The 24,874-nt window shown below is 63.6% G+C and carries 24 protein-coding genes and 1 tRNA gene; 8 read left to right on the top strand and 17 right to left on the bottom strand.

The window, feature by feature from the left end:
• Positions 1-65: 65 nt before the first annotated feature.
• The 7 genes from gyrB to mutM form a co-directional block, all read right to left on the bottom strand.
• Complete coding sequence (gene gyrB / locus NO934_RS08050; protein ID WP_309163391.1) at positions 66-2,522, bottom strand: DNA topoisomerase (ATP-hydrolyzing) subunit B; 2,457 nt, start codon at positions 2,520-2,522, stop codon at positions 66-68.
• A gap of 111 nt (positions 2,523-2,633) precedes the next feature.
• Positions 2,634-3,758 (bottom strand): DNA replication/repair protein RecF, encoded by a 1,125-nt coding sequence (recF, locus tag NO934_RS08045; protein ID WP_309163390.1) that lies wholly within the window; start codon positions 3,756-3,758, stop codon positions 2,634-2,636.
• A gap of 142 nt (positions 3,759-3,900) precedes the next feature.
• Complete coding sequence (gene dnaN, locus NO934_RS08040) at positions 3,901-5,019, bottom strand: DNA polymerase III subunit beta (protein ID WP_309163389.1); 1,119 nt, start codon at positions 5,017-5,019, stop codon at positions 3,901-3,903.
• Positions 5,020-5,208: 189 nt separating this feature from the next.
• Positions 5,209-5,697 carry an N-acetyltransferase gene (locus NO934_RS08035; RefSeq protein ID WP_309163388.1) on the bottom strand — a complete coding sequence of 163 codons (489 nt, stop codon included), beginning with the start codon at positions 5,695-5,697 and terminating at the stop codon, positions 5,209-5,211.
• Between the two features lie 99 nt (positions 5,698-5,796).
• The gene (dnaA, locus tag NO934_RS08030) at positions 5,797-7,230 is read right to left on the bottom strand and encodes a chromosomal replication initiator protein DnaA (RefSeq protein ID WP_375143282.1); all 1,434 of its coding nucleotides are present in this window, start codon (positions 7,228-7,230) and stop codon (positions 5,797-5,799) included.
• A gap of 835 nt (positions 7,231-8,065) precedes the next feature.
• A complete protein-coding gene (rpsT, locus tag NO934_RS08025) occupies positions 8,066-8,332 on the bottom strand; it encodes a 30S ribosomal protein S20 (protein WP_309163387.1) in 267 nt (88 codons plus the stop codon).
• A 239-nt stretch (positions 8,333-8,571) separates the two neighbouring features.
• The gene (gene mutM, locus NO934_RS08020) at positions 8,572-9,435 is read right to left on the bottom strand and encodes a bifunctional DNA-formamidopyrimidine glycosylase/DNA-(apurinic or apyrimidinic site) lyase (RefSeq protein ID WP_309163385.1); all 864 of its coding nucleotides are present in this window, start codon (positions 9,433-9,435) and stop codon (positions 8,572-8,574) included.
• Between the two features lie 90 nt (positions 9,436-9,525).
• Here mutM and ubiE point away from each other — a divergent pair, with 90 nt between their 5' ends.
• From ubiE to NO934_RS07985, 7 genes are all read left to right on the top strand, one after another.
• Positions 9,526-10,290, top strand: a complete 765-nt coding sequence (gene ubiE / locus NO934_RS08015; protein WP_309163384.1) for a bifunctional demethylmenaquinone methyltransferase/2-methoxy-6-polyprenyl-1,4-benzoquinol methylase UbiE — start codon at positions 9,526-9,528, stop codon at positions 10,288-10,290.
• Positions 10,291-10,292: 2 nt separating this feature from the next.
• Entirely contained in the window at positions 10,293-11,840 is a 1,548-nt protein-coding gene (gene ubiB / locus NO934_RS08010) for a 2-polyprenylphenol 6-hydroxylase (protein WP_309163382.1), read from the top strand.
• Positions 11,837-13,060, top strand: coding sequence for a bifunctional phosphopantothenoylcysteine decarboxylase/phosphopantothenate--cysteine ligase CoaBC (gene coaBC, locus NO934_RS08005; RefSeq protein WP_309163381.1), 1,224 nt, complete (start codon positions 11,837-11,839; stop codon positions 13,058-13,060). The genes ubiB and coaBC overlap by 4 nt, the downstream gene beginning before the upstream one ends.
• Positions 13,061-13,129: 69 nt before the next feature.
• Complete coding sequence (locus NO934_RS08000; protein WP_309163380.1) at positions 13,130-13,723, top strand: hypothetical protein; 594 nt, start codon at positions 13,130-13,132, stop codon at positions 13,721-13,723.
• A complete protein-coding gene (dut, locus tag NO934_RS07995) occupies positions 13,720-14,181 on the top strand; it encodes a dUTP diphosphatase (RefSeq protein ID WP_309163683.1) in 462 nt (153 codons plus the stop codon). Before NO934_RS08000 ends, dut begins: the two co-directional genes overlap by 4 nt.
• A complete protein-coding gene (locus NO934_RS07990; protein ID WP_309163379.1) occupies positions 14,144-14,878 on the top strand; it encodes a DUF2259 domain-containing protein in 735 nt (244 codons plus the stop codon). The genes dut and NO934_RS07990 overlap by 38 nt, the downstream gene beginning before the upstream one ends.
• Before the next feature lies 1 nt (position 14,879).
• Positions 14,880-15,620: a HesA/MoeB/ThiF family protein gene (locus tag NO934_RS07985; protein WP_309163378.1), complete on the top strand. Its 741-nt coding sequence runs from the start codon at positions 14,880-14,882 to the stop codon at positions 15,618-15,620.
• A gap of 97 nt (positions 15,621-15,717) precedes the next feature.
• Here NO934_RS07985 and fabB read toward each other — a convergent pair whose 3' ends face one another.
• The 10 genes from fabB to NO934_RS07935 form a co-directional block, all read right to left on the bottom strand.
• Entirely contained in the window at positions 15,718-16,947 is a 1,230-nt protein-coding gene (fabB, locus tag NO934_RS07980; RefSeq protein WP_309163376.1) for a beta-ketoacyl-ACP synthase I, read from the bottom strand.
• 45 nt (positions 16,948-16,992) lie between these two features.
• Complete coding sequence (gene fabA / locus NO934_RS07975; protein ID WP_309163374.1) at positions 16,993-17,508, bottom strand: 3-hydroxyacyl-[acyl-carrier-protein] dehydratase FabA; 516 nt, start codon at positions 17,506-17,508, stop codon at positions 16,993-16,995.
• 153 nt (positions 17,509-17,661) lie between these two features.
• On the bottom strand, positions 17,662-19,158 hold the full coding sequence (rpoN, locus tag NO934_RS07970; protein WP_309163373.1) for an RNA polymerase factor sigma-54: 1,497 nt from the start codon (positions 19,156-19,158) through the stop codon (positions 17,662-17,664).
• A 126-nt stretch (positions 19,159-19,284) separates the two neighbouring features.
• A complete protein-coding gene (gene lptB / locus NO934_RS07965; protein WP_309163371.1) occupies positions 19,285-20,025 on the bottom strand; it encodes an LPS export ABC transporter ATP-binding protein in 741 nt (246 codons plus the stop codon).
• Positions 20,025-20,537, bottom strand: coding sequence for an LptA/OstA family protein (locus tag NO934_RS07960; protein ID WP_309163369.1), 513 nt, complete (start codon positions 20,535-20,537; stop codon positions 20,025-20,027). Before NO934_RS07960 ends, lptB begins: the two co-directional genes overlap by 1 nt.
• 1 nt (position 20,538) lies before the next feature.
• Positions 20,539-21,198 carry a hypothetical protein gene (locus NO934_RS07955; protein WP_309163368.1) on the bottom strand — a complete coding sequence of 220 codons (660 nt, stop codon included), beginning with the start codon at positions 21,196-21,198 and terminating at the stop codon, positions 20,539-20,541.
• 11 nt (positions 21,199-21,209) lie between these two features.
• The gene (locus tag NO934_RS07950; protein ID WP_309163367.1) at positions 21,210-21,827 is read right to left on the bottom strand and encodes a ribonuclease H-like domain-containing protein; all 618 of its coding nucleotides are present in this window, start codon (positions 21,825-21,827) and stop codon (positions 21,210-21,212) included.
• 104 nt (positions 21,828-21,931) lie between these two features.
• Positions 21,932-22,903 carry an iron-siderophore ABC transporter substrate-binding protein gene (locus NO934_RS07945; protein ID WP_309163366.1) on the bottom strand — a complete coding sequence of 324 codons (972 nt, stop codon included), beginning with the start codon at positions 22,901-22,903 and terminating at the stop codon, positions 21,932-21,934.
• A gap of 146 nt (positions 22,904-23,049) precedes the next feature.
• A tRNA-Leu gene (locus tag NO934_RS07940) sits at positions 23,050-23,136 on the bottom strand.
• Positions 23,137-23,210: 74 nt separating this feature from the next.
• The gene (locus tag NO934_RS07935; RefSeq protein ID WP_309163365.1) at positions 23,211-23,579 is read right to left on the bottom strand and encodes a GFA family protein; all 369 of its coding nucleotides are present in this window, start codon (positions 23,577-23,579) and stop codon (positions 23,211-23,213) included.
• Positions 23,580-23,745: 166 nt separating this feature from the next.
• On the opposite strand from NO934_RS07935, the gene NO934_RS07930 reads away from it, so the two are divergent.
• On the top strand, positions 23,746-24,726 hold the full coding sequence (locus NO934_RS07930) for a complex I NDUFA9 subunit family protein (RefSeq protein ID WP_309163364.1): 981 nt from the start codon (positions 23,746-23,748) through the stop codon (positions 24,724-24,726).
• The last annotated feature ends 148 nt before the right edge of the window (positions 24,727-24,874 follow it).

Here is a 24,874-nt window from a genome sequence, read left to right as displayed (position 1 = left end):
CCTATTTTGCCCCTGCCGGGCGCCTCAAGCAATTGTGTCTTGGGCCGGGCGGTTAACGCCCTCGATCATATGTCGAGGTTGGAAACCGCCAGCGCGTTGTCCTGGATGAAATCGCGCCGCGGCTCGACCAGATCGCCCATCAATTGGGTGAAGATCGAATCCGTGTCGTCGGTTTCCTTGATCTGGACCTGCAGCAGGGTGCGCGCATTGGGATCCATGGTGGTCTCCCAGAGCTGCTCGGCGTTCATTTCGCCCAGCCCTTTATAGCGCTGCATGGAGACGCCTTTGCCGCCCGCGGCCATGACGATGGAAAACAGCGATCGCGGACCGTAGACCTCGTGGGTCTGCTCCTTGCGCGTGAGCACCGGCACGCCGCCATAGATCTCGTCGAGCTTGCCAGCCAGATTACGTAATTTCCGCGCATCGGCCGAGCCGAGCAGCGCGGCATCGAGGATGTGGGTCTCGGTCACCCCGCGCACGACGCGCGAGAAGATGTAACCGCCCTCTCCGTCCAGCCGGCCTTCCCAAGTACGCTCGGTCTCGTCCGACATGCGGTTCAATCGATTGGCGACCCGGTCAGCCAGCCCTTGGGCGGCATCGGGGTCTTCCATCGCCTGCGGATCGAGGGCGCCGACCACGGCGGCCTGCTCGATCATCTGGCGGTTGTAGCGCGCATTCTGGTTGTCGATGAGGTGGTTGAGGTCGCGCGCCTGTTCGACGATCGCCAGAAGATCGCCGCCCGCATGAGTCGAACCGGCCCGGGTGGTGAGCACCGCGTCTTCGCTGCCGCCCGAAAGCAGATAGTCTTCCCGCGCCCGTTCGTCCTTGAGGTATTGCTCGGAGCGCCCGCGCGTCACCTTATAGAGCGGCGGCTGGGCGATATAGAGATGCCCGCGCTCGATGATCTCGGGCATCTGGCGGTAAAAGAACGTCAAAAGCAGCGTGCGGATATGGGCGCCGTCGACGTCGGCGTCCGTCATGATGATGATCTTGTGGTAGCGGAGCTTGTCGGGGTTGAATTCCTCGCGCCCGATGCCGGTGCCCAGCGCGGTGATCAGTGTCCCCACCTGGTCGGACGAGATCATCCGGTCGAACCGGGCGCGCTCGACGTTCAAAATCTTGCCACGCAGCGGCAGCACCGCCTGGGTCGCGCGATCGCGCCCCTGCTTGGCCGATCCGCCGGCCGAGTCACCCTCGACGATGAAGATTTCCGCCTTGGCCGGATCGCGCTCCTGACAGTCGGCGAGCTTTCCCGGCAGCGAGGAGATTTCCAGCGCCGATTTGCGCCGTGTCAATTCCCGAGCCTTGCGCGCCGCTTCACGCGCCGCGGCGGCCTCGGCCACTTTGGTGACGATCGTTTTGGCTTCGGACGGATGTTCCTCGAACCACTGGTTGAGCTTGTCGTTGACCACATTCTCGACCACGGGGCGGACTTCCGAGGACACCAGCTTGTCCTTGGTCTGGGACGAGAATTTGGGGTCGGGCACCTTGACCGACAGCACGCAGGTCAGCCCCTCACGAGTGTCGTCGCCGGTCAGCGCCACTTTTTCGCGCTTCAAAACCCCTGACTGGTCGGCATAGGAGGTCACCTGCCGCGTCAGCGCGCCGCGCAGGCCCGCAAGGTGGGTGCCGCCGTCGCGCTGGGGGATGTTGTTGGTAAAGCACAGGACGTTTTCGTGGTAGCTGTCGTTCCACCACAGCGCCACTTCCACGGTGATCCCGTCCTTTTCCGAAGAGAGGGAAATAGGGTTGTCGAGCAGGGCGGATTTGTTCTTGTCGAGATATTTGACGAAGGCTTCCAGCCCGCCTTCATACATCATGTCGGTCTCGACGACTTCCGGGTGCCGGTTGTCGCGCAGGATGATGTGAACGCCGGAATTCAAGAACGCCAGTTCGCGCAGGCGGTGCTCGAGCGTCTTGTAGTCGAACTCGACCATGGTGAAGGTCTCGCTCGAGGGCATGAAGGTGATCTCGGTGCCCGAGCGGCCGTCATAGACGCCGGGCTGCTTGTCCTCCACATAATCGCCCACTTTCTCGAGTGGTGCGTCGGCCACGCCATGGGTGAAGCTCATGGTGAAGATGCCGCCGTCGCGGCGGATTTTCATTTTCAGCCACACCGAAAGCGCGTTCACCACCGAGACGCCCACGCCGTGCAAACCGCCGGAAACCTTATAGGAATTCTGGTCGAATTTGCCGCCCGCATGGAGCTGGGTCATGATCACTTCGGCCGCCGAGATTCCCTCTTCCTTATGGATTCCCGTGGGAATGCCGCGCCCGTTGTCGATGACGGTCACCGACCCGTCGGCGTTGAGCGTCACCGTCACGAGATCGGCGTGGCCGGCCAAGGCCTCGTCGATGGCGTTGTCGACCACCTCATAGACCATGTGGTGCAGGCCGGTGCCGTCGTCGGTGTCCCCTATATACATGCCCGGACGTTTCCGGACCGCGTCCAGTCCTTTGAGAACCTTGATCGAATCCGCGCCATAGTCTGCGTTGGAGGGGGTCGGGGGCGTATCGCTCATGAAGACAGAATCAGCCTTGTTGGAGGTTAATTTGTTGTATCTGATTGGGGGCATATTCCCAAGCAGTTTGCCGTATTTACAGCCCGTGTTGCCGGTATTAAGGGCTGCTGTTCAAGAGGCGGACCGCACGGCGCCGCCCGCGACGGTGAAATGCTGGGCCCGCGCGCCCAGATCGGCAAACAGCACCGGATCGGTTCCGGTCATCCAGCACTGGGTGCCCAGCCGATCGAGCGCGTCGAACAGGGCGCGGCGTCTCACCGGGTCGAGATGGGCGGCGATTTCGTCGAGCAGCAGGATAGGGGCGATTCCGGTCCGTTGCGCCACCAGCCGGGCATGAACCAGGATCAGCCCGATCAGCAGCGCCTTTTGTTCGCCGGTCGAGCACAGCCCCGCCGGCATGGCCTTGGGCGCATGGGTGACACCGAGATCGATGCGGTGCGGTCCAGATGTAGTGCGCCCGGCCGCCCGATCAAGGGCGCGGCTGTCGCGCCAGAGCCCGGCCAGCGCCGCTTCCAGCCCGCTCGCGGTCTGGGGAATTTCGCCCTCGATCAACGGGGTGATGGCGAGCAGCGCCTCGGGAAAGCCGGTATCGGCGACGCTCGTTGCCATCAATGCCTGCAGGTGATCGAGCGAATCGGCGCGCGCGAAATGAATGGCGCTGGCCAGTTCGGCCATCTGCGCCTCGATGGCCGAGAGCCAGGCGGGGTCGCCATTGTCCTCGAGCAGCCGGTTGCGCTGGCGCATGGCCTTTTCGAAATCGTTGACAGCGCTCGAATGGCCCGGATGGAGCGTCGTCACCAGCCGGTCGAGAAAGCGCCGCCGCTCGCCGGCCGGGCCGGTGAACAGTCCATCCATCGACGGGGTGAGCCAGAGCACGCGCAGGTGTTCGCTCATCTCCTCGACGCTTCTGGCATTGGCACCATTGATCCGCACGCGCCGGGCGCTCGCATCCTGGCTGGTGCCCGTGCCGATATCGACCGGCCCGAACGGGGTCTCGACGCTTGCCGCCACGGCCCAGGGGCCATCCCCGCCCACGGTTCCCAGGGCGTCGAACGCTGCCCGCCGCAACCCGCGTCCGGGCGCCAGGAGCGAAATGGCTTCGATGAGATTGGTTTTCCCCGCGCCGTTTTCGCCCGTGAGCACCACATGGCGATGATCGAGATCGAGCGCGGCCGAGGCATAGTTGCGAAAGCCGGTGAGGCGCAGGCGGGAGATGTAGCGCTCTGGAGCGGTCATGGATTGGACCCCGACCGGGCCGTTCGGTCCTGAGACAGCTGCTGCGGCCCCCTCATCCGACCTCTCGCTGCGCAAAAGCCCACCTTCTCCCGCCAGGGGAGAAGGGTAGCCCATGGCAGCGACCTGGAAATTTCTCTGGCGCTCACACCCGCATCGGCATCAGGACGAACAGGGCCTGGGTGTCGCCCTCTTCCTTGACCAGCGTCGGGGACCCCGCGTCGTTGAACAGGAACATCGCGTTTTCCGAGCGGATCTGGGAGATGATTTCAAGCAGATAGCGGGCGTTGAAGCCGATCTCGAAACCCTCGATCTCGAAATCGACGGGCAGCTCTTCATTGGCCGTGCCGTGATCGGGATTGGTGACCGAAAGCTCGAGCTGGCCGGGGGTGAGGGAGAGCTTTACTGCCTTGCCGCCGCGTTCGGACGCGATGGTCGAGACGCGATCGACGGCGCGGGCCAGGGAATCGCGGTCGACCAGCAGCGCCTTGTCGTTGTTCTTGGGCGTCACCCGCTCGTAATCGGGGAAGCTGCCTTCGATGAGCTTGGAGAGCAGCACCACCCCGCCCAGGGTGAAGCGGATCTTGGTGTCGGACAGCTCGACCGCGACCGTTTCTTCGACGCCGTCGAGGAGCTTGAGCACCTCGGCCACCGTCTTGCGCGGGATGATGATGCCCGGCATGCCGGCAGCGCCCTGGGGCGCGGCCGCTTCGACGCGCGCCAGCCGGTGCCCGTCGGTCGCCACCGCCCGCATCACCACCCCATCGGGGCCATCGACAGTGTGGACGAAAATGCCGTTGAGATAGTAGCGCGTCTCTTCGTTGGAGATCGCGAACTGGGTCCGCTCGATCAGGTCCTTGAGCGTTTCGACGGGAATGGAGAATGTGTGGGTGAAGGCCCCGGATTTGAGATCAGGAAAGCCGTCGGGATTGAGGCAGGCGAGATGAAAGCGCGACCGGCCCGACGAGATCAGCATCTGATCGTTCCCGTCGGTCTCGAGCACCACGTCGGCGCCATCGGAGAGCTTGCGCACGATTTCATAAAGCGTATGGGCCGGCACGGTAGTGGTTCCCGGCGTTCCGGTCATGGCCGGAACGGTTTCGGTCACTTCGATGTCAAGGTCGGTGGCCCGCAGGTCCAGCCCGTCGCCGGTCGCGCTCATGAGCACGTTGGCGAGGATGGGATAGGTGTTGCGTCGCTCGACGACCCGGTGCACGTGCCCCAGCGATTTCAGAAGATGGTTGCGCTCGAGCGTGACCTTCATCGCTTGTCTTTCATCCCTGATCTTTATTGTCTGGTTCGCCCCGCCCAGAACGGGCGGTTCCCGGCATAAAGCCGGGCACAGACCCTGCATCGGCGGGGGAAAAAACGCAAGGCCCCAGCCTGTCGCAGCAGCGCCCGGAGCCAAGAAAACCTTGGATACCCGCGTCCATGAGCCGACGGCGTCCCGGCCCTACAGCGCCCTGAACATCACATAGCTGTCGACATATCCATGCGCAGGGTGATCGAAGGCTTCCGGCAGCACGCCGACGATCTCGAACCCCAGCGACTGCCACAGCGCGACGGCGCGGGTGTTGGTCGAAACCACGTGATTGAACTGCATGGCGCGAAAGCCGCGTTCGGCGGCCCTCTCGAGCGAATGCCGGCACATGGCGCGCGCGACGCCCTTCCCTTGCGCCTGCCCGGCGGTGATATAGCCGCAATGGGCCACATGGGCGCCCCCGCCACCCTGATTGGCCATCAGGTAATAGGTTCCAAGGATCGCGCCCTCGTCTTCGGCGACAAAGACTTCATGGCGCGGATCGAACCAATAGGCGGCAACGCCAGCCTCATCGAGGTCGCGGGCCATGGCATAGGTTTCGCCCGCCGCCAGCACGGGAGCGACGATCGCAACAATTGCGGGCGTGTCGGCCTGGGCGGCGGGGCGGATGCGAACCGTCATGGCTGCCTGTTGTCGAGGGGATCGGGAGAGCCGCTGAGGCTTGCAAGGCATCGCCCCAAAAGGCCGGCCGGGCCTTTTTGGGGCTGCGTGGCGAACGGACTACTCCTCCAGCATGCGCCGCAGGAGTTCGATTTCCTGGGTCAGCTCCCCGTCCTGGCTCATCAACTGCTCCACCTTGCGCACCGAATGGAGCACTGTGGTGTGGTCGCGCCCGCCGAAGCGGCGGCCGATTTCGGGGAGTGAGCGCGAGGTGAGCGCCTTGGCCAGATACATGGCGATCTGGCGCGGCCGCACCACGTCGCGCGAGCGGCGCGAGCTCAAAAGCTCGTTGCGCGGCACTTTGTAATGGCGGGCGACGATCTTCAAAATATCCTCGATCCGAACCCGAGGGGTTTCGCGCGAACGGATAAGGTCCTGCAGGGTCTTTTCCGCCAGCGGCACGGTGATCGGCTCGCCCGTCAACTGATTGGCGGCCACCAGCCGGTTGACGGCCCCGTCGAGGTCGCGGCCATGGGAAATGATCGAGCGCGCGATGAAATCGATAACCGGGGCGGGGAAGGAAAGGCCGGCAAACCGGCTCGCCGCCTGGTCGGCGCGCTTCTGGACAATGGCGCGGCGCAGTTCGGGATCGAAGGGCGAGATCGGGATCACCAGTCCGCCCGAGAGACGCGAGCGCACCCGATCGTCGAGCATTTCGAGATCGCGCGGGGGCGCATCGCCCGCCACCACCACCTGTTTGGTGCCCGAAATCAGCGTGGACAGCGTGTGGCCGAATTCGGTCGCCGACTTGCCCTGCAGGAACTGCATGTCATCGATCAAAAGCAGATCGATGCGGCGCAGCCATTCCTTGAACGCCAGGGCCGACTGGTGCTTCACCGCCGTGATGAAGTGGTACATGAAATGATCGGCGGTGAGATAGACGATGTTGCGCGAGGTGTCCGACGCTCCGGCCGCCCAGGCGATGGCGTTGAGCAGGTGCGTCTTGCCCAGTCCCACCGAGGAATGGATATAGACCGGATTGAAGGTCACCACATTGTTGGCGGCGGCCGAAGCGACCTGCTTGGCCACGCCCAGCGCCATCTCGTTGGCGCCGCCGACAACGAAGGTGTCGAAGGTCAATTTGCGGTCGAGCGCCGAGCCCGAGAGCGCATCGGTACGCGGAGCGGCGGCGGGCTGGCTGGAGACCAGGGCCGGAACCGGGCGCGCATCCACGACGGGCGCTGCTGCCTCGGCTTCGACGGCCGCCTCGTTCGAACTCACCAGCCGCGGCCGGGCCTGGCCGTTGACCCGGACGGTCAAATGCAGCCGGCCGATGGAATCGTTTTCGGCCGCGAAGGCTTCGAGCAGCTTTTCGGTATAGTTGGATTGAATCCACGAACACAGAAACCGCGTGGGCACGGACAAATGGGCCAGATCGCCGACGACCTCTTCGAGTTCGAGACGCGCGAACCATGACGTAAAGACATCCTCGCCCACTGCCGCACGCAACCGGGCGCGCACGCGCAGCCACACCTGCTCGGCATCCATATCCATCACCTTACCTCCGTCAGCGCCCTCTCCTTTGCCCTGCGGGGCTGTGCCCGCTTGTGGTCCGGTTTTCTCCCAGTTCCCGCGATCCGCAGCCGCGATCGAATCCATTTCAATTAGCCTCTTGTTTCGACGTGCCGTCTGCCCAGACGACCACCCCTTGTTTCCCCGTCTATCCCGTTGCCCGGGACAATAAATTACGCAGCCGCACAAGTATTACTCGGTGCGGTACCCTATTGTTTACGAATTGAAAGTGGCGCCGAAGCGCCAAAGGAAAAGACGGCGCGCCGCCTTTGTCAGTCTACAAGTGAACCAGGAAATGCGAACAACGGATCATTTCGCCGCTGCGGCCAGAAAGGCGCAGAAAATGAACCGAATTGTGCATCCTATACCCCCGGTTTGCCCGTATGAGATTGGCTTTGGACTTGTCCAGCGCCGCCCTCTTTTTGATCCAACCAGGCCATTTTAGACAGCCAAATTTTTGCGCACAACCGCCGTTTTCGTCAAATTTGCGCTTGACTCGCGCCTGGCGGTGGAGAGGAAAAAAGGCCTGCCCGAACGTGACAAATTAAGGGTATGTGACTCCTTGGAGATTCCCGTTCGGTCCGCTTTGCGACCTAATGAATTAATTTTTCCCCGGCCTGTGCACGACTGATGTGCGTGACGAATGCGTGACGGAAATGTCACGCGAATTTTCGCCCATCCCTGAAATGCCAAAGGCCCCTGGGAGGGGCCTTTGGAAACTTGTTCTCTTAGAGCCGTTCAGGATTTGATGGGATCAAATCCTCGGCTCTAACCTTTGTTGTGCCGCCCGCGCAATGGCGCGGAGATGGCGGGCAGATCAGGCGCCCAGCGCCTTGACCCGCTTGGCCAGGCGGGAAACCTTGCGGTCGGCCATGTTCTTGTGGAACACGCCCTTGCCGGCGGCGCGCTGCAGCTCGGATTCTGCGATCTTGAGCGCGGCGGCTGCATCGTCCTGCTTTCCGGCGGCGATGGCCTCTTCGACCTTGCGCAGATAGGTGCGCACGCGCGAGCGGCGCGCGGTGTTGATCGCGGTCTTGGTTTCGATCTTGCGGGTGGCCTTCTTGGCCGAAGGTGTATTTGCCATTTGAACTTTCCTCGTGGCGTATCTGGAGCGCTGCGACAGCGACCAGTTCAATGTTTGCCTTGCGTGCTCAACTCCGCCCCTGGCGGCGAGCACAACCGGAAAGGGCAGGCTGCACCTGCCCCGATGAAGGCCGCTCTATAAGGAGCGCACTCCCCGGAGTCAATCGGCTTTCGGGCCTGATCCGGCCCGAACAAAGACTTAGGGCAATTAAAGCGAATTCGAAGAAGAGCTGAAATGCTCTAATCCTGGCAGACCGGGCAAAAGAACGTCGAGCGCCCCGCCTGGACGATCCGCTCGATCTCTCCACCGCAGCCCGGCCGGGGGCAAGGGTCTCCCTCATGCCCGTAAACGGCAAAGCTGTGCTGGAAATAGCCCGGCTGCCCGTCGGCCCTGGCAAAGTCGCGCAAGGTCGAGCCGCCCGCGGCGATCGCCGCCTCGAGCACCTGCCGGATGGCGGGCACCAGCCGCTCGATCTCGGCCTCGTCCAGCGTGCCGGCCGCCCGGCGCGGATCGATCCTGCTCGCATGGAGCGCCTCGCATACATAGATATTGCCCAGCCCCGCGATCACCCGCTGGTCGAGCAGCACCGTCTTGATCGGCCCCTTCTTGCCCTCGAGCCTTGCGGCCAGATAAAGCGCGTCGACCCCATTGCCCAAGGGTTCGGGGCCGAGCGGATCGGTGAAGGGGTTGGGGGCGCCGGGCGCAAAAAGATCCATGAAGCCGAACCGGCGCGGATCCGAATAGGAGAGGCTGACCGGCCCGCGCGCGGGGTGGGTCAGGAGCGCCTCGAAATGGATATGCTTGCCGCTCGCATCGGCCGCCCCGATCCGGCTCGGCTCGTCCACGGGCCGATCGCCGACGAGGAACGCGCCTGTCATGCCCAGATGGGAAAGCCAGGTGGCCCCATCCGAGAGCGTCGCGACGAGGTATTTGGCCCGCCGCCCCAGATGCGCGATCGTCCGTCCCTCAAGGGCCGTGGCAAATTCTTGCGGGAACGGAAAGCGCAGATCGGGCCGATGGAGCGTCACCCTTTCGATCCGGGCCCCTTCGATATAGGGAGCGAGCCCGCGCCTCACGGTCTCGACTTCAGGGAGTTCGGGCATGGCAGGGTTCGCTCTGGGGGCTAAAGGCTTGCGTTCTCATCTGGCCAAGCCCATAACCGCATCGGCTGGCCTTAAACAAGAGAGGCGTTGATGACTCAAAGCACCCAAGAGACCCATTTCGGCGCCCGCACGGTGCCCCTGGGCGAAAAGCAGGGGCTGGTCGACGATGTCTTCCACAAGGTCGCCGCCCGCTATGATCTGATGAACGATCTCATGAGCGGGGGCATCCACCGGCTCTGGAAGGACCAGATGGTCGCCCGCCTCGCGCCGCCGCGCCAGGGCGCGCGCGAATACAGGGTCCTCGACATGGCCGGCGGCACCGGCGATATCGCCATGCGCATTCTCGATGCCAGCCACGGCTTTGCCCGCGTCACGGTTTCCGACATCAATGCCGATATGCTCGGAGTGGGCGCCCAGCGCGCCGAAAGCTGGCGCTACCGCAACAATGTCGAATTCGTCCAGGCCAATGCCGAGGAACTGCCCTTCCCCGACAAGAGCTTTGACGCCTATACCATCGCCTTCGGCATCCGGAACGTGCCGCGCATCGAAAAGGCGCTGGCCGAAGCCCATAGGATCCTAAAGCGCGGCGGGCGCATCCTCGTCCTCGAATTCTCCAGGGTCGACGTGCCGGTGCTCGACAAGGTCTATGACCTCTTTTCCGACCATGTGATCCCCCCGATCGGCAAGATGGTCACCGGCGATGCCCAGCCTTACCAGTATCTCGTGGAATCGATCCGCAATTTCCCCGCGCCCGAGGCGTTCTCGGCCATGCTGGAGACGGCGGGCTTCAGGCGCGTGACCCATACGCCGCTTTCGGGCAACATCGCCGCGCTACATGGGGGCTGGAAGCTCTGACCATGGGCTTGGGGACCTATCTAAGGCTCGCCCGGGCCGGCTTCGTTCTGGCCCGCGAGGGGGCATTCTCGCTCGCCGAGGGCCAGCCCATCCCGCCCTCGGCCAAGATGATGGTGGGGCTGGCCCGGCTCATCGAAAAGCGCGACGTGCGGCGAACCGGCCGTGTCACCCGGCTCGCCAATGCCTTGACCCGCCTTGGTCCGGTCTATGTCAAGCTCGGCCAGGTGCTGGCTACAAGGCGCGACATCGTGGGGTTCGAGGTCGCCGACGATCTGGCTGCCCTGCAGGATGCCCTGCCGCCATTCGACGAGAAACTGGTGCCCGGCCTTCTCGATGAAGCGCTGGGGGACAAGGCCGCCGCGCTCAAGGATATTTCCGCCCCGCTGGCCGCCGCTTCCATCGCACAGGTGCACAAGGCGCGGCTGGTGACCCGCGAGGGCGAGCGCACGGTGGCGATAAAGCTCCTGCGCCCCAAAATCCGCGAACGCTTCGCCCGCGATCTGGACGGACTTTATGCACTGGCCGGTGTCGCGGAGCGCTTCCTGCCCTCCACAAGGCGCTTCAACGGCCGCCAGGTCGTCGATGCTCTCGCGCGCTCTGCGGCGCTGGAGATGGATCTGCGCATGGAAGCGGCGGCCATTTCCGAGCTCGCCGACAACCTTAGGGAAGATGGCGACTTCGCCACACCTGAAGTCTTTTGGGAACAGACTGGCCGCTCGGTGCTCACCACGAGCTGGATCGAGGCCATTCCGGTGCGCGATCTCGCAAGGCTCGATGCGGTGGGGATCGACAGGAAAAAGCTCGCGGCCTCGCTGATCCAGAGTTTTTTGCGCCAGGCGATCCGCGACGGCTTTTTCCATGCCGACATGCATCCGGGCAATCTCTTTGCCGATCCTCAGACCGGCGGCATCATCGCCGTCGATTTCGGCATCATGGGCCGGATCGGCAAAAAGGAGCAGCGGTTCCTCGCCGAAATCCTTTACGGCTTCATCACCCGTGACTATCGGCGCGTCGCCGAGCTTCATATCGATATCGGCTATGTCCCCGACGTCCACACCATCGATGATTTCGCCCAGGCCATAAGGGCGATCGGCGAGCCGCTGGTGGGGCGCAGCGCCGGGGAGATTTCCATGGCGCGGGTTCTGGCGCAATTGATCGAGGTGACCGAGCTGTTCGACATGAGCGCCCGGCCCGAACTGGTGCTGTTGCAAAAGAACATGGTGCTGGTCGAAGGCACCGCCCGCCTGCTCGATCCCGATTTCAACATGTGGACCGCCGCCGAGCCGGTGGTTTCGAGCTGGGTGCGGCGAACCCTGGGACCGCAGGGGCGGATCGAGATCGCCCGCGAGGCGCTGGACGAAGCCCTCGATCTGGCCCGCCGCCTTCCCGATATCGGCCGCCGGGCCGAGCGTGTCCTTGCCCGGCTCGAAACCGACCAGATGCGGCGCGAGCGCCGCGACCCGTTGATCGAAACGCTGAAATGGGGGAGCCTTGCGGCGATCGCTTTGGCGATCGTCTCGCTCGTCGTCCATCTGGGAGCCCTGCTGTGACCCTTGCCGGCAAGCATATTCTCTTGATCGTTTCGGGCGGCATAGCCGCCTATAAAGCAATCACCCTCATCCGCCTGATCCAGAAGGCCGGCGGCACCGTGCAGGCCATTCTGACCGAAGGCGCCAAGCAGTTCGTCTCGCCCTTAACCATTGCCACCCTCACCGGCCGCCCGGCGCTCAGCGAACTCTTCGACCTCACCCGCGAAACCGAGATCGGTCATATCGAGCTCTCCCGCTCCGCCGATCTGATCGTCGTCGCCCCCGCCACCGCCCATATCCTGGCGCGCATGGCCAATGGGCTGGCCGACGATCTGGCCACAACCTGTCTTCTGGCCACCATCACCCCGGTTCTCGCCGCCCCGGCCATGAATGTGCGCATGTGGGAAGCGCCCGCGACGCGCCGCAACATGGAAACCCTGCGCCGCGATGGCATCGCCTTTGTCGGGCCCAATGAAGGGGACATGGCCTGTGGTGAATTCGGCCTGGGCCGCGTGGCCGAGCCCGAGGAGATCTTCGAGGCAATCGAGGTCCATTTCGCCCGCTCGGGCGGCCCGCTCCCGCTTGAGGGCAAGAGGGTGGTCGTCACCTCCGGCCCGACCCGCGAGCCGATCGATCCGGTGCGTTACATCTCCAACGCTTCCTCGGGCCGTCAGGGCTCGGCGATTGCCGAAGCGCTGGCCGCGCGCGGCGCCATCGTCAAATTCGTGACTGGCCCCGCCGAATTTGCCAGGCCCAAAGGCTGCGAGATCATCGCGGTTGAAACCGCGCTCGAAATGGAAGCGGCGGTCAGCGCGGCGCTTCCGGCCGATGCCGCGATCTTTACCGCCGCCGTCGCCGATTGGCGCGTTGTCGAGCCGGCCGGCCTCAAGCTCAAAAAGGATGCCTCCGGCACACCGCCCGAAATCGAATTTACCGCCAATCCCGACATTCTGGCCTCGGTCTCCCACCTGCCGGCCGGCGAGCGTCCGTCCCTGGTCATCGGCTTTGCCGCCGAGACGGGAAATCTCGAAACACACGCCCGCAACAAGCTGGCGCGCAAGGGCTGCGATTGGCTTTTGGCCAATGACGTCAGCCCGGGCACGGGCGTCTTCGGGGGCACGGACACGCGCATATTGTTTCTCGATGGCCCCGAGGCCGAGGATTGGGGCGACCTCTCCAAAATCGCGGTCGCCGAACGGCTTGCCGACCGCATCGCAAACCATTTCGCCTCGGAATCCTGAGCCGGGCGGCTTGCAAATCGAGCCCGTTTGCGACCAGAGTGCCCGCGATCATTCGAGGGACAAAGCGACATGACCATTTCGATCCTGACCCGCTTGGCGGGCGCCTCAAGCCTCACCCTGATGCTCGCCGCCTGCATGGACGTTGCCATGACCGTCGACGTCACCAGCCAGACCGAGGCCGAAGCCACCATGGTGACCACCATGGAACGCGACATGTACGATCTGATGATGGCCCAGGCGAGCGAGCAGGACGAAGAATTCTGCGCCGAAGGCGAGCTTGTCGAAAGCGCCGACACCGTCGAATGCACTCTGGTGCGCTTGGGACCCTTCGCGGATCTAAACTTCGACGGCGAGGAAGGCGAGGACCCGATCATCGAGGATATCGGGGGCGGCCAGGTGCGGGTGGCGTTCCCCACCTCCGATCTCACCGAATCGCTCTCCGAGGAAGTCGATCCGTCCCAGGACGCCCAGATGCAGGCGATGATCGCCTCGATCTTTGAAGGCCACACCATCACCATGACCATTTCGGGCGGCACCATCGCCGATACCAATATGGAACTGGCTGCCGATGGCCGCTCGGCGACGTTCGAAATCCCCTTTACGGACCTCTTTTCGCCCGAACTCGATCTTCCGGCGGAAATCTACGCCGTGGTCCAGAAATAGCTGACACTATGGCAGTTCAATTGAAATGGCTCGACCACGGGCGGGGATTGCCTCTTCCCGCCCGCCAGAGCGTCGGCGCGGCGGGCTTTGACCTTGCCGCGGCCCTTGCCGAGGGTGAAGTGCAAACCATCGCTCCGGGCGCCTGGGTTCTCGTCCCGTGCGGCTTTGCCCTCGCCATCCCCCTGGGGTTCGAGGCGCAGGTCCGTCCCCGCTCTGGCCTTGCGGCCAAATTCGGCGTTACAGTGCTCAACGCGCCCGGAACGGTCGATGCCGATTATCGTGGCGAGGTCAAAGCCATCCTCGTCAATCACGGCAAAACCCCGTTCGAGATCCGGCGCGGCGACAGGATCGCCCAGATGGTGATCGCCGCCGTTCCCGATCTGGCGCTTGAAGAGGTCGAAGAACTCGAGGAGACGGATCGTGGCACTGGTGGATTTGGTTCGACGGGCGTCGGTTAGCCTTTTTGTCCTCGTCTTGGGCGCGGCGCCCGCCTTGGCGGGCGACAGCGCCCAGTTCAGCGCCATCGGCTATTCCGAGGACGGCCGCTATTTCGCTTTCGAGCAGTTCGGCATCCAGGATGGCTCGGGCTTTCCCTATTCCGAGATTTTCCTCATTGATCTCGACACCGACGATTTCGTGGGCGGCGCGCCCTTCCGCGCCCGCATCGATGCCGATGGGGCCGAGCTCGCCGATGCGCGTTCCCAGGCCGGCCAATTGACAGACGATGCGCTGGACGCGCACGGCATCTCCCGCCCCGCCCTGCCCATCGTTTTGCGCGGAGATGGCGAGCTGGACGATGAGGGCCTTTCGATCGCCTACGGCATTCCCAGCTACGGCCTTGCCGCAACCCAAGGCGAATACGAACTCAGCCTCGATATCTTCAAGGCGCCTTCGTCCCAGGATTGCGACCTGTTCGAGGGCGATCCCATGGGATTCGCCCTCACGCGCGCGGCCGATGGCGTAACCGAGGAGCTGCACCGCGACACCCGCGTGCCCCGTTCGCGCAATTGCGTCATCACCTATAAATTCTACGGCGTCTTCAATCCCTTCAACGCCTTTGACGATGCCTCGACCGTCGCCGTGCTCTCGGTCTGGTCGCACGGTTTCGAAGGCCCCGACCGGCGCTTCATCGCCCTCCCGGTGGGGACGCGGTAAATTGGCGCTGACGCCGAGCCAATCGGCCCGCTATGCCCGCCATATCGTTTTGAAGGACATGGGCGGGGCCGGCCAGCAAAAGCTCGCGGGGTCTCATGTGGCGATCGTGGGCGCCGGTGGGCTCGGCGCGCCGGTCATAGCCTATCTCGCCGGGGCGGGGGTGGGAACGCTCACCATTATCGATCCCGATACGGTGTCGCTGTCCAACCTCTCCCGGCAGGTGATCTATACCGATGCCGATATCGGCCACGCCAAGGCGGTTTCCGCCGCCCGGTTCGCCTCGACCCTCAATCCGGAAATCACCGTCGATTCCCTGGTGACGCGGCTCGATGCGGAAAACGCGGAATCGTTTCTCTCCAATGCCGATCTGGTGATCGAGGGCACCGACAGCTTTGCTGCCAAGCGTGTCATCGCATCGGTCTGCGCCGTGCGGCGGATTCCCTTGGTGACGGGCGCCCTGGGTCCGTTTGACGGCTCGGTCACAACGCTCGCGCCCTTCCTTTCGCGGGAGGACGGTACGCCCTGGCCCGCCTTCGAATCCCTCTACCCTGTCGATCCCACTCCCGAAGACAGCCCGCCTTGCGAACTGGTCGGCGTCCTCAGCGTCCTCCCCGGCGTCATCGGCACCATGATGGCCACCGAAGCCATCAAATGGCTCGCGGGCTTCGGCGAACCGCTCTTGGGGAAATTGCTGATCTACTCCGCCCGCACGGGAGAGAGCCGCATAATGCGGTATAGGTGAGGTATCTCGCCGCCACGGTGCCCGAGGAAGCTCACGCCGAAATCCGGCATCGGGCTCCCGAACGACATGCCGAGTTCGGGAAGCGCTCGCGCCGGCCTTAAACGTCCGGATGCTGGAACACGAGCGTCGCGTTTGTCCCGCCGAATCCAAAACTGTTCGAGAGCACCACGCCCAGATCCACATTGTCGCGACGCTGGCGCAGGATCGGCATGTCCTCGAATTCGGGATCGAGGTTTTCGATATTGGCGCTCTCGCAGATGAAGCGGTTGTGCATCATCAGGATCGAATAGATCGATTCCTGCACGCCCGTCGCCCCCAGCGAATGGCCGGTCAGCGATTTAGTCGCCGAAATGGGCGGGCAGTTGTCGCCGGTGCCGAACACTTCGCGCAGCGCGCCGATTTCGGCCCGGTCCCCCACGGGGGTGGAGGTCGCGTGCGGATTGATGTAATCGACCGGCGCCTTGACGGTTTCGAGCGCCATCCTCATGCAGCGCTCCGCGCCCTCGCCCGAGGGAGCCACCATGTCGTAGCCGTCCGAGGTCGCGCCATAGCCCACGACTTCGGCCAGGATGGTCGCGCCGCGCGCCTTGGCGTGTTCATATTCCTCGAGCACCAGAACGCCCGCGCCGCCGGCGATCACGAACCCGTCACGATCCCGGTCATAGGCGCGCGAGGCCTTTTCCGGGGTATCGTTGAAGTTCGAGCTCATGGCGCCCATGGCGTCGAAAAGGTTCGACATCGACCAGTCGAGATCCTCATGCCCGCCGGCAAAGACGATGTCCTGCTTGCCGAGCTGGATCTGCTCGTACGCATTGCCGATGCAATGCTTGGACGTCGCGCAGGCCGAGGAGATCGAATAGTTGACGCCGTGGATTTCGAAAGCGGTGGCCAGCGTCGCCGAAGCGGTCGAGCTCATCGCCTTGGGGACGGCCAGGGGCCCGATGCGCTTGGGGCTCTTTTTCTCGCGCGTGATATCGGCGGCTTCCACCACCGCCCGGGTGGACGGGCCGCCCGAGCCCATGACGATGCCGGTGCGCGCATTGCGGCGATAATCGGCTTCCTCGAGCCCGGCCTGGGCGATTGCCTCCTGCATGGCGATGTAGTTCCAGGCCGCGCCCTTGCCCATGAAGCGGGTGGTGCGCCGGTCGAGCACGTCGAACGGGTCGAGCGTGGGCTCGCCATGCACCTGGCAGCGGAAGCCCAGGTCCACATAGTCCTGGGCCCGGGTGATGCCGGGACGTGCGGCCTTAAGGCTATCGAGCACTTCGTCGAGATTGTTCCCGATCGAAGACACGATCCCCATGCCGGTGACGACTACGCGCTTCATTTATGCCTCTTGCTTGGTCTGTCCAGCGGATGCGAACTGTTCAGGTTACAGGGCGCCCATGTCCGTAAAAAGGCCGACCCGCAAATCCTTGGCCTCGTAAATGGTCTTGCCGTCGGCCTTAACGTAGCCGTCGGCAATCCCCAGCGTCAGTTTCGAGCGCATGACGCGCTTGATGTCGATCCCGTATTCTACATGCTTGACGTCATTGGTCACCTGTCCGGTGAACTTGATCTCGCCGGCCAGCGCCCGGCCGCGTCCGGGCGAACCGCCCCAGCCGAGGAAGAACCCCGTCATCTGCCAGAGCGCATCGAGCCCCAGGCAGCCCGGCATCACCGGATCGCCATGGAAATGGCACTGGAAGAACCACAGGTCCGGGTCGACATCGAGCTCGGCGCGCACCTGGCCCTTGGCGAAGGCGCCGCCATCGTCGTCGATGCGCGTGATCCGGTCGAACATGAGCATGGGGGGAAGCGGCAATTGCGCATTCCCCGGTCCGAATAGCTCACCGCGCCCACAGGCCAGCAACTGGTCGTAATCATAAGAATGGGCGCGTTCTATCATGGACTCCCCACAAACTTGAGAGAATCTGTGTAGAGGGCAACCGATGGCAGGGTCAATAGACCTTTTGCCCACCTCTCCGGCATTCGGTGGGTTGTGATTAACCTTGGGGTGAAACGAGCGCCGTTCAGCCGCTTTCTCTCGCTCGCGGCGCCGCTAGGCCATTTGCGCCCTCTTTTGCCGCCGCCGGATCACCGAGGATGCGATCCCCATCCCTTCGCGGTATTTGGCGACGGTGCGGCGCGCCACGTCGATCCCCTGCTCGCGCTTTAAGATTTCCGCGATAGTGTCGTCCGAAAGGATGGCGTCGGGCTTTTCGGCTTCGATCAATTGCCGGATCCTGTGCCGCACGGCTTCCGCCGAATGGTCCTCGCCGCCCGAGGCGGAATTGAGCGCGGTGGTGAAGAAATACTTCATCTCGAACAGCCCGCGCGGAGTGGCGATATATTTGTTCGCCGTGACGCGGGAAACGGTCGATTCGTGCATCTCGATTTCGGTCGCGACGGTCTTGAGCGTCATCGGCCGCAAATGGGAGATGCCGTGCCGGAGGAATCCGTCCTGCTGGGTAACGATTTCGGTCGCCACCTTGAGGATCGTCTGCGCCCGCTGGTCGAGGCTCTTGGTCAGCCAGTTGGCCGTCGCCAGGCAATCGACGAGGAAACTCTTTTCCCCAGCATCGCGGGTCTTCTTGCTCACCGCGGCGTAATAGGTGCGGTTGACCAAAACGCGTGGCAGCACATCGGCATTGAGTTCGATCTGCCAGCCCCCGTCATTGCCGCGCCGCACATGAACGTCGGGGACCACAGCCTGCACCGGCGCCGCGTCGAAGGCCCGGCCGGGACGAGGATCGAGTTCGCGCAATTCGGTCAGCATGTCGGCGATATCCTCGCGATCGGCGCCGATTTTCCGCCCCAGCGTCAAAAGATCATGGCTGGCGACCAGATCGAGATTGGCGAGCAGGTTGGCCATCATCGGGTCGAGCCGGTTTTTTTCAGCAAGCTGGATGGCGAGGCATTCCGGGAGCGAGCGGGCAAAAACCCCGACGGGGTCGCAGCCCTGCACGCGCGCGAGCACGGCTTCCACGGTTTCGGGCTCCGCTCCGAGCTGGCCGGCGATGCCCTCGATATCGGCGGCGAGGTAACCGCGCTCGTCGAGATTGTCGATGAGGCTGCGCGCGATCAGCCGCTCGGCGGGATCCCTGAGGATCAGGTTGACCTGCTCGGACAGATGCTCGGCCAGTGAGACCTGCGCGGAGACATACTGATCTAGATCGGGTGCCTCGCTGCCCGCCATGCCCTTACCCTCGGGCCAGGAGCTGGCCTGGGAAAGCGAATCGGAGCCCGACTGCTCGGGAAAGACATTGGCGACGTCGGTATCGAAACTGTCGGCAATGGTTACGGCGCTGCCCAGATGGTCGGAATGGTCGACCACGTCGCGATAGGGATCGATGTCCTCGGGCTGCTCGCGCTCGAGCGGGGTGTCGCCCTCGGCGCCATCCTCGCGCTCGAGCAGCGGGTTGCGCATCAGTTCGGCGTCGACAAAGGCCGAAAGCTCAAGATGGCTGAGCTGCAAAAGCCGGATCGACGCCATCAATTGCGGCGTCAGCGTCAGGGTCTGGCTCTGACGCACATCCAGCCGTGGCGAAAGCGCCATGGACTATCTGGCTCCCACTCGAAATTTCCCCCAAACGGCACGCCCCACGCGCGCCGAAGCCGACCCTAGCGGCATTCGCCGGGCCCCGCAAGTTCGCGCTATACAATTTTCGTGCCAGTTGCCGGTCTAAAGCGAAAAGCTCTCGCCCAGATAGACCCGCCGGGCATCCGGATCGGCCATGATGGTTTCGGGCCTGCCCTGGATCATCACCTTGCCGCCATGGATGAGATAGGCCCGATCGACCAGCGAAAAGGTTTCGCGCACCTGATGGTCGGTGATCAGAACGCCGATGCCGCGCTGGGTCAATTGCCGCACCAGCGCCTGGATATCGGCCACCGCGATCGGATCGACCCCGGCAAAGGGCTCGTCGAGCAGCATGAATTTGGGGTCCGCCGCGAGCGCCCGGGCGATTTCCACCCGCCGCCGCTCTCCCCCCGAAAGGGCCAGCGCATCGGCATCGCGCAGATGCGAGACCGAGAATTCCTCGAGCAATTCGTCGAGCCGCGCATTGCGCTCTTTTTTGTCCTTGATGTGCCCTTCGAGCACGGCCAGCACATTGTCCTTGACCGAAAGCCCGCGGAAGATCGAGGCTTCCTGCGGCAAATAGCCGATGCCCAGCCGTCCGCGCTGGTAGAGCGGCAATTGCGTGATCGGCAGGCCGTCGAGCAGCACTTGCCCCGCATCGGGCCGCACAAGCCCCATGATCATTGTAAAAACCGTGGTCTTGCCCGCCCCGTTGGGCCCGAGCAGGCCCACGGCCTCCCCGCGCCGCACGGCCAGCGACACGTCGCGCACCACGGCGCGCTTCTTAAAGCTTTTGGCAAGACCGTGGGCGACGAGCCAGCCGGTCTGGTCGATGCTCGACATCAGCCCTCCGGGGTGAAGGTCGAGGTCACCCGCCCGCCATCTTCACCCTCCGAGGAGAAGGAGGAAGTGCCGGCCCGCGTATCGACCACCAGCCGGTCGGCATTGACGGTGCCGGTCTGGTTGACCACCACCACCGAGCCGGTGAAGGTCAGGATGCGCTGGGCGAAGTCGTAGAACGCCTGATCGGCATCCACCGTCTGATCGTCGAAATTCATCGTCACCCCGCCCGAGGCGGTGAAGTTCTCAAGGTCAGAGGGACCGGCTTCCCCATAGGTCGCCAGAACCTCGGGCGCGGCCAGTTCCATGGTTCCTTGGGTGATCACCACATTGCCCGAAAACAGCGCCGTGCTCTCGTTCTCATTGATCTGCAGATCGTCGGCGGTGACGTTCACCTCTTCGTCCGCTTCATCGGCCAGCCCGCCGAACCCGGCCGGATCGGTCTGAGTGGTCTGGGCCAGAACCGGGCCGGCCAGCAGGGCAACAAGCGTCATGGAAAGGCCAAGGCGCACCATGTCAGTTCTCCGGAGCAAAGGGGTCGCGGCTTTCCCCGGCATCGGCCTGGGGCACCATGTCGAGATCGACGCCTGAAAACCGCCAGCGCGCCGCGTTCATGTCATAAATCATCGTATCGGAAACAAGTTGCGCGCCGCTTTCGAAGGTGAAACGCACCGGCCCCTCGCTCATGATCATCTGAGCGGGCCAATCGACGTCGACCCCGGCCAGCGTGCCGCGGGCGCCCGTGGAATCGGTGACGAAAACGTCTTCGTTGGAACGCAGATATTCGGTGCTCATCGTCCATTCGGCCGAGCTGAATTCCACCTCGGCCCAGTAGCCGCTGTCGTCGACGATGTCGACGAAAAGGTCATAAAGGTCGATTGTGTCGAGATTGCCCACCGGCGTTTCGGCCCGTGCCGCTTCCATGGTGTAGTTCGATCCCGTCGCCGTGCGTCCCTCAAAGCGCGGCCCGTCGACCACCAACGTGTCGTTTTCGAGCCGCACGCCCTCGATCGGGATGACGTCCGCCATCATCGAGACGGCAAGCTGGACCACCGGCACTGACAATATGATGACACCCAGAACCGGCACGGCCCAGCGCAGCACGGCGATCAGCCGGTTGTGCCGGGCGAACCGGTTATAGGTCTCCAATCGTACTGCCGCGGTGGGCACCGTCATGGAAATGCTCTTCAGCTATGGGCGAAGATGTCGGTCTCGGCCCATCCGGCGAGGTCGAGCCTGGCGCGCATGGGCAGGAAGTCAAAGCACGCCCGCGCCATTTCGTTGCGGCCCTCGCGCGAAAGCATGCGGTCGAGGTGCCGGCGCAGATCGTGGAGATAGAGAACGTCCGAAGCGGCATAGTCGAGCTGGGCCTGGGTCAGCGTCTCGGCGCCCCAGTCCGACGACTGCTGCTGCTTGCTCATGTCGATGTTCAAAAGCTCGCGCGCCAGGTCCTTGAGCCCATGCCGGTCGGTATAGGTGCGCACCAGTTTCGAGGCGATCTTGGTGCAATAGACCGGGGCCGGCATCACCCCGAACGCCGCATAGAGCGCGGCGATGTCGAAGCGGGCGAAATGGAAAAGCTTGGTAACCGACTCGTCGCCGAGCAGGGTCGCGATGTTGGGCGCCTCGGTCTGTCCGGGCAGGATCTGGACCACATCGGCGGTACCGTCGCCAGACGAGAGCTGGACGACGCACAACCGGTCACGCGCCGGGTTGAGCCCCATCGTTTCGGTGTCGATGGCGACCTGTCGCCCGGTATAGCGGGAAAGGTCGGGCAGATCGCCCTTGTGCAGTCTGACGCTCATGTCGGTTTTTTGAACTCCGGGTGGGCACGTTTGTTTGCCTTAGTGCCACACCCGGCAATGTCTTGCCTAGAGCGCTTTGTGCTCCGAGCCGTTTCGCGCCCGTCCTAACGGGCGTTTTCGGCCGCCTCGGCGATGGGGCCGATGAACGCCTCCCACCCCCAGCGCAGCGAAAGCGGTGAAATCGCGCCGCCCACCGCCATGGTCACCGCCTCATCGTCGACGACGGCCACCCGGCCTTCGGCGACCTGGGGCGCGCTGGCGATATAGGGCAGGGCGAAGAACGCGTCGGCGGCCTCGGGCGAATCGAGGAACGCCACGAGGATATCGGCATCAAGGTCGGCGAAATTCTCATGGCTCACGAAATAGGTGTAGCCATTGGCATCGGCCGCCTCGCGCGCCACCGACACCAGTCCCGCATCGGTCAAAAGCAGTGAGCGCGGATCGGCGCTGGTGCGCACCGAAACCGTTCCGTCGTCGCGGTTGACGAAATTGAGCACCGTCTTGCCGGCAATCTGGGGGTGGTTTTCGGTCGTTGCGGCGATCATCGCTTCGGTTTCGGCAATGAGCGCCTGGGCTTCGGTTTCCAGCCCCAACGCCTGCCCGATCACCGCAACGGTATCCTGCCAGGCGCCGCGCCAGGCCTGGGTTTTGAACGGGATCACGTCGGCGAACTGGCTGAGAGCCGTATATTCTTCCTCGGTCATCCCCGAATAGGGCGCAAGGATCACGTCGGGCTCGAGCGCCAGCATGGCTTCGAGGGAAACTTCCCCCGCTGCCTCGCCCAGTATCGGCGGCAATTCGGCCCCCAGTTCCTCGAGCGCCTCCCGCGTCCAGGGCGAAACGCCCTCGGCATCCCCGCCATAGCTCACCCTGGGCAGCCCCACCGGCACCACGCCCAGATCGAGCACCACGTCATGGGCCACCCATCCCCAGGTCAAAACCCGTTGGGGCTGGGCCTCGATGGTGGTCTGCCCATAGGCATGGTCAATGGTGAGCGGAAACTCCTGGGCCAGAGCGGCGGAGCCGCCGGCGGCAACCAGGCAAGCGGCCACAAGGCCGGAGCGCAGATCGATCATGTCAAACCCGAACAATGCTGAAACAATAACGGGCTTGTAGATAATGTGATCGCTTCTGTCACCTTAATCCGGCAACAAAGCCGCGCGAAAAATCGCGCAGTATGGGTCAGGCAATCGGGGGAAAAACGGCACTGAGCCGAATGGATTGGTGCCCAGAAGAAGACTCGAACTTCCACTCCCTTTCGGGAACTAGCACCTGAAGCTAGCGCGTCTACCAATTCCGCCATCTGGGCAACGGGGGCACGCTTTAGAGCGCGCCAAACCCTTTGTCAATGCACTCCGTCACCGCAGCTTCACAAAGCGGCTGTCAAAAATCGGCGCCATTGAACCGGGTGATCGCGCCGGGGTCATAGACGGGATTGTCCAGGCAATTGACGTTGACGACATGCAACGCCCGCCCATCCCTGTCCGTCCCCGAAGCAAAGGGCTGGATGCCGCAGACCGTGCAGAACTGATGCGCGATGGTGTGGGAGTTGAAGCGGAAGGTCTTGAGCGCTTCGCCGCCGCTTTCAAGCACGAAATCGCTGTCGGGAACCGAATGCATCACCGCGTTCAATCGCCGGCAGCGCGAGCAATTGCATTGGAAGGGTGCTTCGAGCCGCGTTCTTGCCGTGAACGTGACGGCCCCGCACTGGCAGCTTCCCTTATAAGTCGGGGTTTCGGCGTCCGGGCTCATATCCATATCCTTCCTTATGCGAATAGAACAAACAAAGAACATGGTGCCGGCGGAGTCAAGCGGATTCTCTGCCTCGGCACGCCGATCGCCCGCCATGGCGCAAACCGATTGCAAAGCGGCGGCTCGCAAGGCTAGAACGGATCGACTTTCACAGGGATCTTGAGCGATGGTCGAACAGGGAAGAAAGCTCGTTACGATTTTTGGCGGATCGGGGTTCATCGGCACTCAGCTCACCCAGGATCTGGCGCGGCGCGGTTATGCGGTGCGAGTGGCGGTGCGCCGCCCCGACCTGGCCGGCCATGTGCGTATGTTCGGCTTTCCCGGTCAGGTCCAGCCCATCCAGGCCAATCTGCGCTTCCCCGATTCGGTGGCCGCCGCGGTGCGCGGCGCCGATATCGTGATCAACCTTGTGGGCATCCTGTTCGAAAAGGGCGCCCAGCGCTTTTCCGCGGTCCAGGTCCAGGGCGCAAAGACGGTGGCCGAACTCTCCCGCGCAGCCGGGGCCAAGACCCTGATCCACATGTCGGCGCTCGGCGCCGCAACCGATTCCCCCTCCGCCTATCAACGCGCCAAGGCGCGCGGCGAGGCGGAAGTCTTCAAGGCCTTCCCCCAGGCCATGGTCATCCGCCCCTCGCTGGTGTTCGGCCAGGACGATGGGTTCTTCAATCTTTTCGGCTTTCTCGCCCGCACCTTTCCGGTGATGCCGCTGATCGGCCGCAACACATCCATCCAGCCGGTCTATGTCGGCGATGTGGCCGAAGCCATCGCCCGGGCCGCCGATGGCATGGTCAGGACCGGCAAGGTCTATGAGCTTGGCGGGTCCGAGATCCTCACCATGGAACAGGTGATCGAGCGCGTGCTCGAGGAAACCCAGCGCAAGCGCCTGGTGCTGCCTTTGGCCAGCGGCATCGCCAAGCCGCTTGCCGGGCTGATGGCGCTGTTGCCCAAGCCGCTTCTGACCCCCGACCAGGTCGTCCAGCTCGGCATCGACAATGTGGTTTCCGAAAAGGCGCGGCGGGAAAAGCGCACGCTGGAGGCTTTCGGCCTTAACCCCACCACCCTCGATGCGGTGCTGCCCAACTATATGTGGCGCTTCCGCCGCAATGGCGAATTCGACCGTCACGCCAACCCGCTTGTTAACGGCTAAGTTAACCCCTCGTTGACCCAATGGGATCAATTGCGCGCAAACCGTGGGCTGCGGGCACAAAAAGACCTTGATTGACGGCCATTTTGCGCCGTCATTAAAGTTCGTAAAATCTGTTGAGGTCACGCGCGGCGGCACCGCCTTGCCAGGC

Source organism: Pelagibacterium sp. H642 (genome assembly GCF_031202855.1).
In the GTDB taxonomy this organism is placed as follows: domain Bacteria; phylum Pseudomonadota; class Alphaproteobacteria; order Rhizobiales; family Devosiaceae; genus Pelagibacterium.
The sequence above is the reverse complement of the archived record's forward strand: the minus strand, read 5'-3'. Positions and strand labels throughout refer to the sequence as shown.

Excerpts from the sequence above, each read along its gene's own strand:
- rpoN (WP_309163373.1), bottom strand. The coding sequence starts at position 19,158 with ATGGCGCTTTCGCCACGGCTGGATGTGCGTCAGAGCCAGACCCTGACG.
- fabA (WP_309163374.1), bottom strand. The coding sequence starts at position 17,508 with ATGATAGAACGCGCCCATTCTTATGATTACGACCAGTTGCTGGCCTGT.
- mutM (WP_309163385.1), bottom strand. The coding sequence starts at position 9,435 with ATGCCCGAACTCCCTGAAGTCGAGACCGTGAGGCGCGGGCTCGCTCCC.
- fabB (WP_309163376.1), bottom strand. The coding sequence starts at position 16,947 with ATGAAGCGCGTAGTCGTCACCGGCATGGGGATCGTGTCTTCGATCGGG.
- ubiE (WP_309163384.1), top strand. The coding sequence starts at position 9,526 with ATGACTCAAAGCACCCAAGAGACCCATTTCGGCGCCCGCACGGTGCCC.
- NO934_RS07935 (WP_309163365.1), bottom strand. The coding sequence starts at position 23,579 with ATGAGCCCGGACGCCGAAACCCCGACTTATAAGGGAAGCTGCCAGTGC.
- NO934_RS07950 (WP_309163367.1), bottom strand. The coding sequence starts at position 21,827 with ATGAGCGTCAGACTGCACAAGGGCGATCTGCCCGACCTTTCCCGCTAT.
- recF (WP_309163390.1), bottom strand. The coding sequence starts at position 3,758 with ATGACCGCTCCAGAGCGCTACATCTCCCGCCTGCGCCTCACCGGCTTT.
- NO934_RS08000 (WP_309163380.1), top strand. The coding sequence starts at position 13,130 with ATGACCATTTCGATCCTGACCCGCTTGGCGGGCGCCTCAAGCCTCACC.
- dnaA (WP_375143282.1), bottom strand. The coding sequence starts at position 7,230 with ATGGATATGGATGCCGAGCAGGTGTGGCTGCGCGTGCGCGCCCGGTTG.
- lptB (WP_309163371.1), bottom strand. The coding sequence starts at position 20,025 with ATGTCGAGCATCGACCAGACCGGCTGGCTCGTCGCCCACGGTCTTGCC.
- NO934_RS07930 (WP_309163364.1), top strand. The coding sequence starts at position 23,746 with ATGGTCGAACAGGGAAGAAAGCTCGTTACGATTTTTGGCGGATCGGGG.
- dnaN (WP_309163389.1), bottom strand. The coding sequence starts at position 5,019 with ATGAAGGTCACGCTCGAGCGCAACCATCTTCTGAAATCGCTGGGGCAC.
- ubiB (WP_309163382.1), top strand. The coding sequence starts at position 10,293 with ATGGGCTTGGGGACCTATCTAAGGCTCGCCCGGGCCGGCTTCGTTCTG.
- NO934_RS08035 (WP_309163388.1), bottom strand. The coding sequence starts at position 5,697 with ATGACGGTTCGCATCCGCCCCGCCGCCCAGGCCGACACGCCCGCAATT.
- NO934_RS07955 (WP_309163368.1), bottom strand. The coding sequence starts at position 21,198 with ATGACGGTGCCCACCGCGGCAGTACGATTGGAGACCTATAACCGGTTC.
- NO934_RS07960 (WP_309163369.1), bottom strand. The coding sequence starts at position 20,537 with ATGGTGCGCCTTGGCCTTTCCATGACGCTTGTTGCCCTGCTGGCCGGC.
- rpsT (WP_309163387.1), bottom strand. The coding sequence starts at position 8,332 with ATGGCAAATACACCTTCGGCCAAGAAGGCCACCCGCAAGATCGAAACC.
- gyrB (WP_309163391.1), bottom strand. The coding sequence starts at position 2,522 with ATGAGCGATACGCCCCCGACCCCCTCCAACGCAGACTATGGCGCGGAT.
- NO934_RS07945 (WP_309163366.1), bottom strand. The coding sequence starts at position 22,903 with ATGATCGATCTGCGCTCCGGCCTTGTGGCCGCTTGCCTGGTTGCCGCC.